General features: G+C 69.7%; 13 protein-coding genes. 7 read left to right on the top strand and 6 right to left on the bottom strand.

The features are described from left to right. Positions 1-107: 107 nt before the first annotated feature. The 3 genes from QTI20_RS23700 to QTI20_RS23690 all read right to left on the bottom strand — a co-directional run bounded on the left by QTI20_RS23700 (position 108) and on the right by QTI20_RS23690 (position 3,309). A complete protein-coding gene (locus QTI20_RS23700) occupies positions 108-1,430 on the bottom strand; it encodes a serine hydrolase domain-containing protein (RefSeq protein WP_286553850.1) in 1,323 nt (440 codons plus the stop codon). A 68-nt stretch (positions 1,431-1,498) separates the two neighbouring features. Continuing rightward, complete coding sequence (locus tag QTI20_RS23695; protein WP_286553852.1) at positions 1,499-2,314, bottom strand: crotonase/enoyl-CoA hydratase family protein; 816 nt, start codon at positions 2,312-2,314, stop codon at positions 1,499-1,501. 146 nt (positions 2,315-2,460) lie between these two features. Continuing rightward, positions 2,461-3,309 (bottom strand): 3-hydroxybutyryl-CoA dehydrogenase, encoded by an 849-nt coding sequence (locus QTI20_RS23690; RefSeq protein WP_286553853.1) that lies wholly within the window; start codon positions 3,307-3,309, stop codon positions 2,461-2,463. Positions 3,310-3,427: 118 nt separating this feature from the next. On the opposite strand from QTI20_RS23690, the gene purT reads away from it, so the two are divergent. Together purT and lipP1 are read left to right on the top strand one after the other, a co-directional pair. Further along, positions 3,428-4,630: a formate-dependent phosphoribosylglycinamide formyltransferase gene (purT, locus tag QTI20_RS23685; RefSeq protein ID WP_286553855.1), complete on the top strand. Its 1,203-nt coding sequence runs from the start codon at positions 3,428-3,430 to the stop codon at positions 4,628-4,630. 35 nt (positions 4,631-4,665) lie between these two features. After that, entirely contained in the window at positions 4,666-5,595 is a 930-nt protein-coding gene (gene lipP1 / locus QTI20_RS23680) for a LipP1 family hormone-sensitive lipase (RefSeq protein WP_286553856.1), read from the top strand. Positions 5,596-5,598: 3 nt separating this feature from the next. Here the strand turns inward: lipP1 and QTI20_RS23675 are convergent, their stop codons facing one another. Next, positions 5,599-6,273 carry a TetR/AcrR family transcriptional regulator gene (locus QTI20_RS23675; RefSeq protein WP_183028028.1) on the bottom strand — a complete coding sequence of 225 codons (675 nt, stop codon included), beginning with the start codon at positions 6,271-6,273 and terminating at the stop codon, positions 5,599-5,601. 167 nt (positions 6,274-6,440) lie between these two features. Between QTI20_RS23675 and QTI20_RS23670 the strand changes: the two genes are divergently transcribed. From QTI20_RS23670 to QTI20_RS23650, 5 genes are all read left to right on the top strand, one after another. Next, on the top strand, positions 6,441-7,700 hold the full coding sequence (locus tag QTI20_RS23670; RefSeq protein ID WP_286553857.1) for a branched-chain amino acid ABC transporter substrate-binding protein: 1,260 nt from the start codon (positions 6,441-6,443) through the stop codon (positions 7,698-7,700). 144 nt (positions 7,701-7,844) lie between these two features. Further along, complete coding sequence (locus QTI20_RS23665; RefSeq protein WP_286553858.1) at positions 7,845-8,630, top strand: SDR family NAD(P)-dependent oxidoreductase; 786 nt, start codon at positions 7,845-7,847, stop codon at positions 8,628-8,630. A 31-nt stretch (positions 8,631-8,661) separates the two neighbouring features. Then, the gene (locus QTI20_RS23660; protein ID WP_286553859.1) at positions 8,662-9,474 is read left to right on the top strand and encodes an SDR family NAD(P)-dependent oxidoreductase; all 813 of its coding nucleotides are present in this window, start codon (positions 8,662-8,664) and stop codon (positions 9,472-9,474) included. Continuing rightward, positions 9,471-11,102, top strand: coding sequence for a class I adenylate-forming enzyme family protein (locus tag QTI20_RS23655; protein ID WP_286553860.1), 1,632 nt, complete (start codon positions 9,471-9,473; stop codon positions 11,100-11,102). The genes QTI20_RS23660 and QTI20_RS23655 overlap by 4 nt, the downstream gene beginning before the upstream one ends. Next, entirely contained in the window at positions 11,099-12,334 is a 1,236-nt protein-coding gene (locus tag QTI20_RS23650; protein ID WP_286553862.1) for an acetyl-CoA acetyltransferase, read from the top strand. Before QTI20_RS23655 ends, QTI20_RS23650 begins: the two co-directional genes overlap by 4 nt. A 261-nt stretch (positions 12,335-12,595) precedes the next feature. On the opposite strand, the gene QTI20_RS23645 is transcribed toward QTI20_RS23650, so the two are convergent. Next, entirely contained in the window at positions 12,596-14,107 is a 1,512-nt protein-coding gene (locus tag QTI20_RS23645; protein WP_286553864.1) for a tripartite tricarboxylate transporter permease, read from the bottom strand. A 21-nt stretch (positions 14,108-14,128) separates the two neighbouring features. After that, a complete protein-coding gene (locus tag QTI20_RS23640) occupies positions 14,129-14,617 on the bottom strand; it encodes a tripartite tricarboxylate transporter TctB family protein (protein WP_183028034.1) in 489 nt (162 codons plus the stop codon). Positions 14,618-14,630 lie beyond the last annotated feature (13 nt).

Here is a 14,630-nt window from a genome sequence, read left to right as displayed (position 1 = left end):
GCGCAAAGTAATTGCCGGGATGCCGTCAGGGTCGAAGCGACGGCGTCATGGCGCCGTCATGCAAGGCGTGCAGCGCCGGCCGGCTCCGGACGGCGCCGCAGGCGCGATCAGTTGTCCATCAATGCCTTGGCCACCGCGTGGAAGGCCGGCAGCGTCAGCGGGTCGTTGCCGGCGTTGGCGGCGATCGGGTGCGCGGCGTAGCGCACGATCACCATCTCGGCCTTCGGGTCGACGTAGATGCTCTGGCCGTGGATGCCGCGCGCCATGTAGGCCTGGTGTTCGTTGTGCGTGATCCACCACATGTCGCGGTACGACCAGCCCGGCAGCAGCGCATAGCCGGCCTTGGCGAAGTCGGCCTTGCTCGCGCCGCGCGTGATGTCGGCCACCGCGGCCGCGGGAATCACCTGCTGCCCGTTGGCCCGGCCGCCGTTGCGCATCGTCTCGCCGAAGCGGGCCAGGTCGCGCAGCGTGGTGTTGAGCCCGCCGCCGCCCGACTCGGTGCCGATGCGGTCGACCATGAAATAGGCGTCCTGCTCGGCGCCGATGCGGCGCCAGATCTTCTCGCTCATCAGCTCGGCCAGCGACTGGTTCGATGCGCGCCGCAGGATCCAGGCCAGCACCTCGGCGTTGACCGTCTTGTAGGCGAAGGCTTCGCCGTGCGCGCCTTCCTTCTGCAGCGTCTTGAGGAAGTCGTAGAAGGTCCTGGGCCCGGCATAGCCCGGTGCCTGCGCGAGCATGCCGCCGGCGCGTGCGTAGTCCCAGATCTCGGCCTTGGGGTCGGCGTAGTTCTCCGAATACTTCACGCCGATGGTCATGTCCATCACCTGGCGCACGGTGGCGTCGCCGTAGGCGCTGTCCTTGAGTTCGGGCAGGTACTTCGTGACCGGCGCGCCGGGGTCGAGCCGGCCCTCGGCCGCCAGGATCGCGGCCAGCGTGCCGACGAAGGACTTGGTGACCGACATCGCGAGGTGCGGCCGCTCGGGCGTGAGCGCGCCGAAGTACTTCTCGTAGACCACCTGGCCGCGGTGCAGCACCAGGATGCCGTCGGTGTAGGTGCGCGCCACCATCTGGCCGAAGTTCATCGTCTCGCCGCCGATCGCCTGGAAGCGGATGCCGTCGAGGTCGCGCGGCGCCGCGGGCAGGGCCGATGCCGCGCCGCCGCCGCGCCACACGTTGGCCGTCGGCACGGTCTCGCGCACATGCGAGAAGGTCCAGCGGTTGCGCGGGAACACACCGCCGGTGCCGGCGTCGAAGACGATCAGCTTGTCGGGCGGCGGCGGGAAGCCCTGCATCCAGCCCAGGGCCTCGACCGAGGTGGCCGCGGGGTCGGGCAGCGTGGGCGGCGGCGTCTGGGCACTGGCGATGTTCATCGCGAACAGTGTGCCAGCGGCCAGCGATGCCGCGCGGCGCAGGAGGGATTGGACAGGCATGGGTGGGTCTCCTCTGTTGAAAAACCTGCGGGTGGGGCGCGCGGTGCGGATGCCGTCGCCCGTGTGTCTCAACGGCCGGTGAAGCGGGCCGGCCGGCGCTCGATGAAGGCGCGCACGCCCTCGGCCGCGTCCTCGCTGCTGGCGAGGCGCTTCTGCGTGTCGATGAACTCGGCCACCGCGGCCATCGGCCCCTGCTCGACGGCCTTGAGCACGTTGAGCCGGGTGGCGATCACCGCTTGCGGCGCCTGGGCCGCGATCCGTTGCGCGATGCGCAGGGCCTCGCCCAGCTCCTCGCCGGCCGGCAGCACACGCTGCACGAAGTTGAGCCGCAGCGCCTCGGCACTGCCGAACTCGTCGGCCGTGAGCAGGTGCAGCATCGCGTTGCCCAGGCCCGCGCGCTCGGCCATGCGCAGCGTCGCGCCGCCCGTGGCCATGATGCCGCGCTGCACCTCCAGCTGCGAGAAGCGGCAGTTGTCGGCCGCGACCACGATGTCGGCGCCCAGCATGAGCTCGATGCCGACCGTGAAGCAGATGCCCTTGACCGCCACCACCATCGGCTTGGTGCGCCGGCGATAACCCTCGAGCCCGAAGTCGTGCGGCTCGACCAGGCCCTTGGGCACCACCTTCTCGCCGCGCTGCATGAATTCGGAAAAGGCCGGCAGGTCGAGCCCGGCCGTGAAGTGATCGCCGAAGGCATGCAGCACGCCGACCCGCAGCGAGGGGTCGTCGTCGAGCCGGGTGTAGGCCTCGGCCAGCTCGCGGAACATGCGCGGCGTCCAGCCGTTGCGCTTGGCCGGGCGGTTGATGCCGATCAGGAGCACATGGTCGAGCACCTGCGTGTCGATGCATCCCTCGGGCGGCGGGGTGGTGCCGGTGGCGATCATTCTTTGGTCTCCTGTCTTTTTGTTCTTCCTGCGCGCTATCTTCTCTCATCGCGGAACACCGCGGAACCGGCTTTGCCGGGCCGCTGGTGTGGCCCCCTGGAAGGGGGAAGGGCGCCGCCACACGAAGTGGGCCAGCCCCTCGGGGGTCAGTAGGTGTACACGCCTTGGCCGGTCTTGCGGCCGAGTTGGCCGGCCGCGACCATTTCCTTCAGCAGCGGGCAGGGGCGGTACTTCGAATCGCCGTACTCCTCGAGGTAGACCTCCATCACGGCCAGGCACACGTCCAGGCCGATCATGTCGGCGAGGGCCAGCGGGCCGATGGGCTGGTTGGTGCCCAGCTTCATGCCGGCGTCGATGTCCTCGGCGGTCGCGATGCCTTCGGACAGCACGAAGAAGGCCTCGTTGATCATCGGCACCAGGATGCGGTTGACCACGAAGCCCGGCGCGTTCTTCACCGTGATGGGCGACTTGCCCAGGCGCACCGCCAGTTCCTTGACCGCGTCGTGCGTGGCGTCGCTGGTGAGGTAGCCGCGGATCAGTTCGACCAGCGCCATCATCGGCACCGGGTTGAAGAAGTGCATGCCGATGAAGCGGTCGGCGCGCGAGGTGGCGGCCGCCAGCTTGGTGATCGAGATCGACGAGGTGTTGGTCGCGATGATCACTTCGGGCGCCAGCAGCGCATCGACCTGGCCCAGGATCTTGAGCTTGAGCGCGTGGTTCTCGGTGGCGGCCTCGATCACCAGCTGCGCGCCCTTGAGGTCCTCGTAGTTCGTCGAGCCCTGGATCAGCGCCAGCGCGGCCGCCTTCTGCTCGGCCGTGAGCTTGTCCTTCTTGATCAGCCGGTCGAGGCTGCCGCCCACGGTGGCCAGGCCCTTGTCGACCGCGGCCTGCGAGATGTCGACCATCACGACCTTGACGCCCGCGACCGCGCACGCCTGCGCGATGCCGTTGCCCATGGTTCCGGCGCCGATGATGCCGACGGTTTGAATGCTCATGCCAAATGCTCCTGAGGAAATGAAAAAAGAGGGGTGCGCGGCGAAGGCGCGCAGAAGGACATTGTGGCGCAGCGCCGGTGCATTAAAGTGCCCGCTTTCCCCTTCGAGACACTTCGCCATGACCACCCTCGGCACCCCCCTGTCCCCCACCGCCACCCGCGTGATGCTGCTCGGCTCCGGCGAGCTCGGCAAGGAGGTGCTGATCGCGCTGCAGCGCCTGGGCGTCGAGACCATCGCGGTCGACCGCTACGAGAACGCGCCGGGCCAGCAGGTGGCCCACCACGCGCGCACCATCACCATGAGCGATCCGGCCCAGCTCAAGGCGCTGATCGAGGCCGAGCGCCCGCAGCTGGTGGTGCCCGAGATCGAGGCCATCGCCACGCCGATGCTGCAGGAGCTCGAGGCCGCGGGCGTGGTGCGCGTGATCCCCACCGCGCGCGCCGCGCGCCTCACAATGGACCGCGAAGGCATCCGCCGCCTCGCAGCCGAGACGCTGGGCGTGCCCACCAGCCCCTACAAGTTCTGCGATTCGCTGGCCGAGCTGCAGGCCGCCATCGACGCCGGCATCGGCTACCCCTGCATCGTGAAGCCCGTGATGAGCAGCTCCGGCAAGGGCCAGAGCAAGATCGACGGCCCGGCCGATGTGCAGAAGGCCTGGGACTACGCGATGGCCGGCGGCCGCGTGAGCCACGGCCGCGTGATCGTCGAGGGCTTCATCGACTTCGACTACGAGATCACGCTGCTGACCGTGCGCGCGCCCGACGCCCAGGCCGCAGTGCAGACGCACTTCTGCGAGCCCATCGGCCATGTGCAGGTGGGCGGCGACTATGTCGAGAGCTGGCAGCCGCACCCGATGTCGCCGGTGGCGCTCAAGAAGGCACAGCAGATCGCGCGCGCCGTGACCGACGACCTGGGCGGCCAGGGCCTGTTCGGCGTCGAGATCTTCGTCAAGGGCGAGGAGGTCTGGTTCAGCGAGGTCAGCCCGCGCCCGCACGACACCGGCATGGTGACCATGGCCACCCAGTGGCAGAACGAGTTCGAGCTGCATGCCCGCGCGATCCTGGGCCTGCCGGTCGACACCACGCTCAAGAGCGCGGGCGCCAGCGCGGTGATCTACGGCGGCGTCGACGCCACCGGCATCGTGTTCGACGGCGTGGCCGATGCGCTGTCGGTGCATGGCGTCGACATCCGCCTGTTCGGCAAGCCCGAGAGCTTCGTCAAGCGCCGCATGGGCGTGGCGCTGGCGCATGCGGCCGATGTCGACACCGCGCGCGCCAACGCCAAGGAAGCCGCTTCGCGCGTGAAACCGCGCCAGGCCTGAACCCTGTCCCCTCCACTCGCGGAAGAGAGCGACCCATGCTGCATCCCCAGGCCCGTGCCCTGCTCGATCTGATGAAGGAACGCGGCGTGCCGCCCACGCACACGCTCTCGCCGGCCGAGGCCCGCGCCACCTACCGCGAGCGCCGCACCTTCACCCAGCCCGATGCGCCCGAGGTGGCCGAGGTGCGCGATCTGCAGGCCGAGGGCATTCCGTTGCGGCTCTACCGCCCGCTGGGCGCGAAGGCCGATGCAGTGCTGCCCGCGCTGGTGTACTTCCACGGCGGCGGCTGGGTCATCGGCGACCTCGACACGCACGATGTGCTGTGCCGCGGCCTGGCCAACGGCGCGGGCTGCGCCGTGGTCGCGGTCGACTACCGCATGGGGCCCGAGCATCGCTTCCCCGCGGCCGTCGACGATGCGCTGGCCGCCACGCGCTGGGTCCATGCCCACGCCGCCTCGCTGGGCCTCGATGCGCAGCGGCTCGCGGTGGGCGGCGACAGCGCGGGCGGCAACCTCGCGGCCGTGGTCGCGATCGCGGCGCGCGATGCGGGCGACCTGCCGATCGCCTTCCAGCTGCTGATCTACCCGGCCACCGACATGCGGCGCGGTCAGCCCTCGCACAGCACCAACGGCGAGGGCTACCTGCTCACGCGCGACACGCTGGCCTATTTCCACGACCACTACATCGACGACGCGCGGCACGACCTCGACCGGCGCGCCTCGCCGCTGCTGCACCCCGACCTGTCGAGGCTGCCGCCCGCGCTGGTGCTCACCGCCGGCTACGACCCGCTGCGCGACGAAGGGCTGGACTACGCGAACGCGCTGGCCGCGGCCGGCAACCGCAGCAGCCATGTCTGCTTCGAGCGCCAGATCCACGGTTTCCTGCCCATGGGCCGGGTGCTCGACGAAGCGAACACCGCGCTCGCGCTGTGCGCGGCCGAACTGCGGCGCGCCTTGCAGGCCTGATTGCTAGCTGCCGGCCTTGGCGCGCCGGCCCTTCGCGGCCGGGCGCAGCCCGTGGATCACATGGTCCGCGAAGGCCGCGGCGATCGCGTCGCCGCGGGTCTCGCCCTTCTCGGTGAACCAGCGGTTGATGTTGTTGATCGCGCCCATGAAGAAGAACACCGCGAGCTTGGGGTCGCAGGGCGCGATCGCGCCTTCGTCGATGCAGCGCGTGACCAGCGCGCGCAGCTGCGTGTCGACCACGCGGCGGCGCTGCTGGATCAGCGCGTGGTGCTGCGCGGTCATCGAGTAGTACTCGGTCAGCACCACGCAGGTGCCGAGCTCGCTGGTCATCTTGCGGATGTAGCGCTCGACGAAGTCGCGCAGCGCCTCGAGCGCCGCGGGCTGCCCGGCTTCGGCTTCGGCCAGCGCCTCCTCGGCCATGCCGATGGCCAGCCGATGGCACTCGTAGAGGATCTCGTGCTTGTTCTTGACGTAGCGGTAGAGCGCGGGCTTGGTCACGGCCAGCGCGTTCGCGATGTCGTCCAGCGTGGTGTTGTGGAAGCCCTTGACGCCGAAGGTGCGGCCGGCGGCGGCGATCAGCGCGCGCTTGCGGATCTCGCGCGGGTCGGGCGTGCCGGCCAGCGCATTGTTCCAGCGTGGCGGCTTCGGCGGGGTTTTGACTTTGGACGTGGGAGCCATGGATGCAGGGGATTGTGGGCCAAGCGCGCAGCGGGTCTGCCCGCTTGACGCCTCGCCTTGTCGTTCCTATATTAACGACAAGTTACTGCCGAGTAACTTTCATTGACCGCAAAGAACCGAGCGGGCACGGGCTTCCCGCGCACCGACTTCCTCCGGAGACAAACACCATGGCATTCCTTCGTTCCCTGGGCCGCTCGCTGTGCGTGGGCGCCGCGCTCCTTCCCTGGGCGCTGGCCGCGACGGCGCAGGCGCAACCGACGCTCAAGATCGCCCACATCGACACCTTCTCGGGCCCCACGGCCTCGACCGGCGTCACCGTGGCCAAGACGCTGCTCTATGCGGTCGACCTGATCAACGAGCGCGGCGGCGTGCTGGGCCGCAAGCTCGAGGTGGTGCCGCTGGACAACGCGGGCGATCCGGCCAAGGCGATTTCGATGCTCAACAGCACCATCGACCAGAAGATCAGCTTCATGGTGCAGGCCGGCAACTCGGGCATCGCGGGCGCGTTGCAGGGCGCGATCGAGAAGCACAACGCGCGCAATCCCGACGCGCGGGTGCTCTACCTCAACTACGGCTCGGCGCTGCCCGAGCTGACCGGCGAGAAGTGCAGCTTCTGGATGTTCCGCTTCGAGGCCCACCAGCTGATGAAGATGTACGCCATCGCCGACTACGTGAAGCAGAACCCGCAGATCAAGAAGATCTACCTGATCAACCAGGACTACGCCTTCGGCCGCCAGGTCAGCGCCGACGCGCGCGCCATCATCGGCAAGGCACGGCCCGACGTGCAGTTCGTCGGCGACGACTTCCATCCCTTCGGCAAGGTCAAGGACTTCTCGCCCTACGTGCTGAAAATCAAGCAGTCGGGCGCCGACACGGTGCTCACCGGCAACTGGGGCAACGACCTCTCGCTGCTGGTGCGCGCGAGCAAGGAGTCGGGCTCGAACGCGCGCTACGTGACCTACTACGGCGGCCTGTTCGGCGTGCCCACCTCGATCGGTGCCGCGGGGGAAGACACGGTGTTCCAGATCTCGTCGTGGCACCCCAACGTGCCGGTCGAGGACAAGCAGCCGGCCCTCGAGAAATACCAGCGCGACTTCAAGGCCAAGTACGGCGAGGACCTCTACTACACCTCGATCCTGGTGCAGATGGACATGCTGGCGCGCGCCATCCAGAAGGTGGGCAACACCACCGACCTGGTGAAGATCGCGCAGGCCCTGGAAGGCATGGAGTACGACTCGCCCTTCGGCAAGATCCAGATGCGCAAGGAAGACCACCAGGCCACGCATCCGCTCTACATCAACCAGTTGGTGAAGGGCGTCAAGTACGACGCCGAGGGCCTGGGCATGGGGTGGAAGACGGTGGCGAAGGTGCCGGGGCCCGTGACGGAACTCCCCGTGAACTGCCAGATGAACCGACCGGGCGTATGACCCACCCCCGTAGCGCCTGCGGCGCCTCCCCCTCCAGGGGGCGACACCGGCGGCCTGGCAGAGCCAGTTCCGCGGTGTCCCTGGACGGTGACCTTGACGGTTTCATGCGTCGTGCTTCGTGCGACGGTGCGAGGGAGGCCTGAGATGCCCGTGCAAGACATCCGTTCGACGATCGAAGGCAAGGTGGCGGTGGTCACCGGCGGTGCCTCGGGCCTGGGCGCGGCCACCGCGCAGGCGCTGCGGGCCGCGGGTGCGCGGGTCGTGCTGATCGACCGCGATGCGGCGGCGGTCGAAGCGGCGGCGTCACGCCTCGGCGCCACCGGCTTCGCGGCCGACGTGGCCGATGCCGAGGGCATCGAGGCCGTGTTCGCGCAGGTCGAGGCGCGCCTCGGCCGCACCGCGCTGCTGGTCAATTGCGCGGGCATCGCCGATCCCGGCAGCGTGGTGCGCCGCGGCGTCGCCATGCCGCTGGCGGCCTTCCGCCGCGTGGTCGAGATCAACCTGCTGGGCGCGATCAACTGCATCCGCTGCGCGGTGCCGCAGATGATCGAAGACCGCGCCGGCGACGCCGAGGCCGGCGTGATCGTCAACACCGCTTCGATCGCGGCCTTCGACGGCCAGATGGGGCAGGCGGCCTATGCGGCCTCGAAGGGCGGCGTGGCCGGCATGGTGCTGCCGCTGGCGCGCGAGCTGGGCGAACACGGCATCCGCGTGATGGGCATCGCGCCCGGCGTGTTCGAGACGCCGATGACGCTCAACCTCGCGCCCAGGTCGCGCGAAGTGGTGTTCGCGGCCGTGCCGCCGTTCCCCAAGCGGCCGGGTCAGGCCGACGAATTCGCGGCGCTGGTGCTGGCCATCGTCGCCAACCCGATGCTCAACGGCGAGGTGATCCGCCTCGACGGCGGGCTGCGCATGCCGGCCCGCGTCTGACGCGGGCGCTTCGACAAAGAAAAAGGACGCGATGCAGATCGACCAAACAGTGGCCGTCGTCACCGGCGCGGCCTCGGGCCTGGGCCGGGCCACGGTGCAGCGGCTGGCGGCGCAGGGCGCGCGCGTGGCCGCGATCGACCTGGCCGGCGCGCCGCTCGACGCGCTGGCGCAGGCCATGCCGCAGGTGCTCGCGATCGGCGGCGACGTGTGCTCCGACGCCGGCATGGAAGCGGCCTTCGCGCAGGTGCGCGACGCTCTTGGCACGCCGCGCATCCTGGTCAATTGTGCGGGCGTGCTCGGCCCCGCGCGCGTGTTCCGCACCGACAAGGCCACGGGCAGGGTCATGCCGCGCGAACTCGACGTGTTCCGGCGCGTGATCGAGGTCAACCTGGTGGGCACCTTCAACACCATCCGCCTGTTCGCCGAAGGGCTCGGCGGCGACGATGCGGCCGATGGCGAGGACCGCGGCGTGATCGTCAACACCGCTTCGGTGGCCGCCTACGAGGCGCTCTCGGCGCAGACGGCCTACGGCGCCTCGAAGGCCGGCGTGGCCAGCATGACCTTGCCGCTGGCGCGCGAACTCGCGCGCTTCGGCATCCGCGTGATGGCGATCGCGCCCGGCACCTTCGAGACCGGCATGTACGAGGTGGTGCCCACCCACACCCGCCGCACGCTGATCGACGATGTGCCCTTTCCGCCGCGGCCCGGCCGGCCCGATGAGTTCGCGCACATGGTGCAGGCGCTGATCGAGAACGGGATGATGAACGGCTCGGTGCTGCGCATCGATGGCGCGGTGCGCATGCGCGAACCCACGGCGCCGCGCGAAGCGAGGCCGCAGCCATGAGCGACGCACTGCGCCTGGAGGCGCTCTACGGCGACCGGCTCGTGCCCTGCTATGCCGAGCGGCCGCGCAACCTCGACGCGATGCTGCGCGCTGCGGTGGCGGCGCGCGGCGAGGCGCCCGCGATCGAGGATGGCCACACCACGATCAGCTACCGCCAGCTCGACCGCCTGGCCGACCGCGTCGCCAGCGGCCTGGTCGCGCACCAGGTCAAGGCCGGCGACCGCGTGGCGCTGTTCGTGGGCAACCGCGCCGAATTCGTGGTGCTGCTGGCCGGCCTCTGGCGCCTCGGCGCGATCGCGGTGCCCATCGGCGTGCGGCAGAGCGCGCCCGAACTCGCCTACATGCTCAACCAGTGCGGCGCGTCGGCGCTGGTGTTCGATGCCGCGCTGGCCGACCGGCTGCCGCCGCGCGAAGAGATCACGGGCGTGCACTGCCGGGTGTGCATCGAGGAAGCCGGTCACCCCTCGGATGGGCTGACGTACACCGGACTGCTGGCCGGCGGCAACGACGCACCGGTGGCGGCCGACTTCGCCGACACGCAGCCCGCCTGCATCATGTACACCTCGGGCACCACCGGCCATCCCAAGGGTGCGGTGCTGTCGCACCTGGGCTTCTTCCACACCGCGCGCCACTACGTGCGGCGCTTCGGCTACACGGCCGACGACCGCTTGCTGCTGACCATCCCGGGCTCGCACATCTCCGGGCTGCTGGCGGTGGTCGTGGTCGCGCTGCAGGTGGGCGGCTGCCTGGTGCTGCAGCGCCAGTTCAACGCCGGCGAGACGCTGGCGCTGATCGAGGCGCGCCGCGTGAGCGCCGCGGTGATGGTGCCGGCCATGTACAACCTGTGCCTCTTGCATCCGGAACTGCCGCAGCGCGATCTCTCGTGCTGGCGCATCGGCCATTTCGGCGGCGCCGCGATGCCCGAGGTCACGATCGCGCGGCTGGCCGAGGCGCTGCCCGGCCTGGCGCTCTACAACGGCTTCGGCGCCACCGAGACGACCTCGGCCGTCACGCTCACCGAGCGCGGCGATGCGGCGCGCCACCCCGACACCGTAGGCACGGTCGTGCCCTGCGTCGACATCCGCGTGCTCGATGCCGAGGGGCGCGAGGTGGCGGTCGGCGCATCGGGCGAGCTGTGGATCCGCAGCCCCGGCAACGCCATCGGCTACTGGGCCAACGCCGAGGCCACGCGCGCGTCCTTCGTGGCCGGCTACTGGCGCTCGGGCGACATCGGCAGCGTCGACGCCGAGGGCTTCGTGCGCGTGTTCGACCGTCTCAAGGACATGATCAACCGCGGCGGCTTCAAGGTCTACTGCGTGGAGCTGGAGAACGTGATCCAGCGCCATCCCGGCGTGATCGAGGTGGCGGCGGTCGCGAGCCCGTGCCCGGTGCTGGGCGAGCGCACCCATGTGTTCGTGCACGCCACCGAGGCCATCGACACCGAGGCGGTGCGCGCGCTGTGCCGCCGCATGCTGGCCGACTACAAGACGCCCGACTTCGTCACGGTCAGCGCCACGCCGCTGCCACGCAACCTCAACGGCAAGCTGGTCAAGGCACCGCTGCGCGCGCAGGCGCGCGAGGCGGCCGTGCAACGCCACGCCACCCCTTCCTCAGAAAGAAGCGCATGACATCCTCCCCCGTCTACATCCTCGGCGGCCACCAGACCGACTTCGCGCGCAACGCCGCGCGCGCCGGCGACGGCCTGTTCGAACTCATGCGCGAAGCGGTGCAGGGCGCGCTGGCCGATGCGCGGCTCGAGGCGCGTGACATCGAGGCCGGCCACGTCGGCAATTTCGTGGGCGAGCTGTTCACCGGCCAGGGCCAGCTGGGCGGCATGCTCGCGGCCATCGACCCGGGCTTCGACGGCACGCCCGCGGGCCGGCACGAAGCGGCCTGCGCCTCGGGCAGCATCGCGCTGCTGGCCGCGAGCGCCGAGATCGAATGCGGCCGCTACGACTGCGTGCTGGTCACCGGCGTGGAGCTCGAGCGCAACGTGCCCGGCGCGGTGGCGGCACAGCACCTGGGCGCGGCCACCTGGGTCGGCCAGGAAGGCAAGGGCGCGACCTACGTCTGGCCGCACATGTTCCATCTCGTGGGGCAGGAATACGAGCGGCGCTTCGGCCTGAAGTACGAACACCTGGCGCGCATCGCCGAGATCAACATCGGCAACGCGCGCCGCAACCCCCTGGCGCAGACGCGCGACTGGCGGTACACCGATGCCAGCTTCACCGCCGACGACGAAGCCAACCCGGTGATCGAAGGCATGATCCGGCGCCAGGATTGCGGCCAGGTGACCGACGGCGCCGCGGCCGTGGTCCTCGCCTCGCCGCGCTTCGCGCAAGCCTGGGCCGCGCGCCACGGGCTGTCGCTCGATGCCGTGCCGCGCATCGCGGGCTGGGGCCACCGCACCGCGCACCTGCAACTCGCGCCCAAGCTGCAGGCCAGCGCGGGCCAGCCCTATGTGTTCCCGCATGTGCGCGAGGCGATCCAGGGCGCGTTCCGGCGCGCGGGCGTGGCCGACGTCTTCGCGCTCGACGGCATCGAGACGCACGACTGCTTCACCACCACCGAGTACATGGCCATCGACCACTTCGGCCTCACCGCGCCGGGCCAGAGCTGGCGCGCGATCGAGGACGGCACCATCGCCCACGGCGGCCGCCTGCCCATCAACCCCAGCGGCGGCCTGATCGGCCTGGGCCACCCGGTCGGCGCCACCGGCGTGCGCATGGTCCTCGACGCCGCCCGCCAGGTCACCGGCCGCGCCGGCGCCTGCCAGGTCGAAGGCGCCCGCCGCTTCGCCACCCTCAACATCGGCGGCAGCGCCACCACGGTCGTGAGCTTCGTCGTCGAAGCGAGCTGAACGCAAACAAACCACCCCGCCCCAAAGCAGAAAGCCGCCCGAGAGGGCGGCTTTCTTGTTCGTGGGACACCGCGGAACCGGCTTTGCCGGGCCGCTGGTGTCGCCCCCGGAAGGGGGAGGGGCGAAGCGACACGCAGTGCGCGAGCCCTTGGGGGAGAGCCAAGTACTACCGCGGAACCGGCTTTGCCGGGCCGCCGGTGTCGCCCCCCGGAAGGGGGGAGGGCGAAGCGACACGCAGTGCGCGAGCCCCCGGGGGGAGAGTCAATCCTCTACGAAGGCTTCCTCGCGTTTTGCCTTGATCGACGGCAGCAGCACGATGCCCAGCAGCAGCACCGCGGCGACCAGCAGGCCGGCCGACAGCGGCCGCGTGACGAACACGCTCCAGGTGCCGCGCGACAGCAGCAGCGCACGGCGCAGGTTCTCTTCCATCATCGGGCCCAGGATGAAGCCCAGCAGCAGCGGCGCGGGTTCGGCCCTGAGCTTGAGGAACAGGTAGCCGATGAAGCCGAACAGGCCGACCATCCAGACGTCGAAGGTGTTGTTGTTGGTCGAGTACACGCCCACCGCGCAGAACAGCACGATGGCCGGGAACAGGAACTTGTAGGGCACCGTCAGCAGCTTGATCCACATGCCGATCAGCGGCAGGTTCAGGATGATCAGCATCGCGTTGCCGATCCACATCGAGGCGATCAGGCCCCAGAACAGTTCCGGGTTGCTGGTCATGACCTGCGGGCCCGGCTGGATGTTGTGGATGGTCATCGCACCGACCATCAGCGCCATCACGGCGTTGGGCGGGATGCCCAGCGTCAGCAGCGGGATGAAGGAGGTCTGCGCACCGGCGTTGTTGGCCGACTCGGGCGATGCGACGCCGCGGATGTTGCCCTTGCCGAAGGGCACTTCGCCCGGCTGCATCTTGATCTTCTTCTCGAGCGCGTAGGCCGCGAAAGCCGCCAGCAGCGCACCGCCACCGGGCAGGATGCCCAGGGCCGAACCCAGGGCCGTGCCGCGCAGCACGGCTGGCGTCATGCGCTTGAAGTCGTCCCTGGTGGGCCACAGGCCCTTGACGTTGGCGGTGAACACTTCGCGCTCGTCGTCGGGCTGCGAGAGGTTGCCGATGATTTCGCCGTAGCCGAACACGCCCATGGCGATCACCACGAAGCCGATGCCGTCGGTCAGTTCAGGGATGTCGAAGCTGAAGCGGGCCACGCCCGAGTTCACGTCGGTGCCCACGATGCCCAGCAGCAGGCCCAGCACGATCATCGCGACCGCCTTGAGCAGCGAGCCCGAGGCCAGCACCACGGCGCCGATCAGGCCCAGCACCATCAGCGAGAAGTATTCGGCCGGGCCGAACTTGAAGGCCAGCTCGGTCAAGGGCGGCGCGAAGGCGGCCAGGATCAGCGTGCCCACGCAACCGGCGAAGAAGGAGCCCAGGCCGGCCGCCGCGAGCGCGGGGCCCGCGCGTCCCTGTCGGGCCATCTGGTAGCCGTCGATGCAGGTGACGACCGAGGACGATTCCCCGGGCAGGTTGACCAGGATGGCGGTGGTGGAGCCGCCGTACTGGGCGCCGTAGTAGATGCCGGCCAGCATGATCAGCGCCGACACGGGGGGCAGCGCGTAGGTGGCGGGCAGCAGCATCGCGATGGTCGCGACCGGGCCGATGCCGGGGAGCACGCCGATCAGCGTGCCCAGGATGCAGCCGATCAGGCAGTACAGCAGGTTCGTGAAGGTGAACGCGACGCCGAAGCCGATCGAGAGGTTGTGAATCAGATCCATGGTGTTCTTTCTTTTTCTCGCTCAGCCCGAAATGAACGTGGGCCAGACCTGGATCTGCAGCTTGAGCGCCCAGATGAAGGCCACGTAGCTGCCGACGGCGAGGATGGTGGCCAGCACCAGCACGTCGCGCAGCTTGAAGTGCTCGCCCGCGAGGCTGGCGATGATGGTCAGTGCATAGATCGCGAGGATCAGTCCCATGGCGGGCAGGCCGATGCTCGGCAGGCCGCCCAGCAGGATGCCGAAGGCCAGGTTGGCGGCGATCACGAAGAACAGCGGCTTCCAGGCCCACTTGCCGATCTTTCCGCCGTCGGCGGTCTCGACCACCAGCGACTGGAAGATGATCACCAGCCCCAGCAGGGCCAGCAGCACGCCCAGCATGAGCGGGAAGTAGCCGGGCCCCATGCGGGCGCCGTCTCCGATGTTGTACGTGGTGGCGCCGACCGCGAAGGTGGCGCCCACGGCAGTGAACATGACCCCTGAAAAGAAGTCAGCCTGACTCTTGATACCCATTGTCTCGACCCTC

It is taken from the genome of Variovorax sp. J2P1-31 (assembly GCF_030317215.1).
Classification (GTDB): Bacteria; Pseudomonadota; Gammaproteobacteria; order Burkholderiales; family Burkholderiaceae_C; genus Variovorax.
Note: the sequence above shows the minus strand (reverse complement) of the source record. Positions and strands in the feature narration are given on the sequence as shown.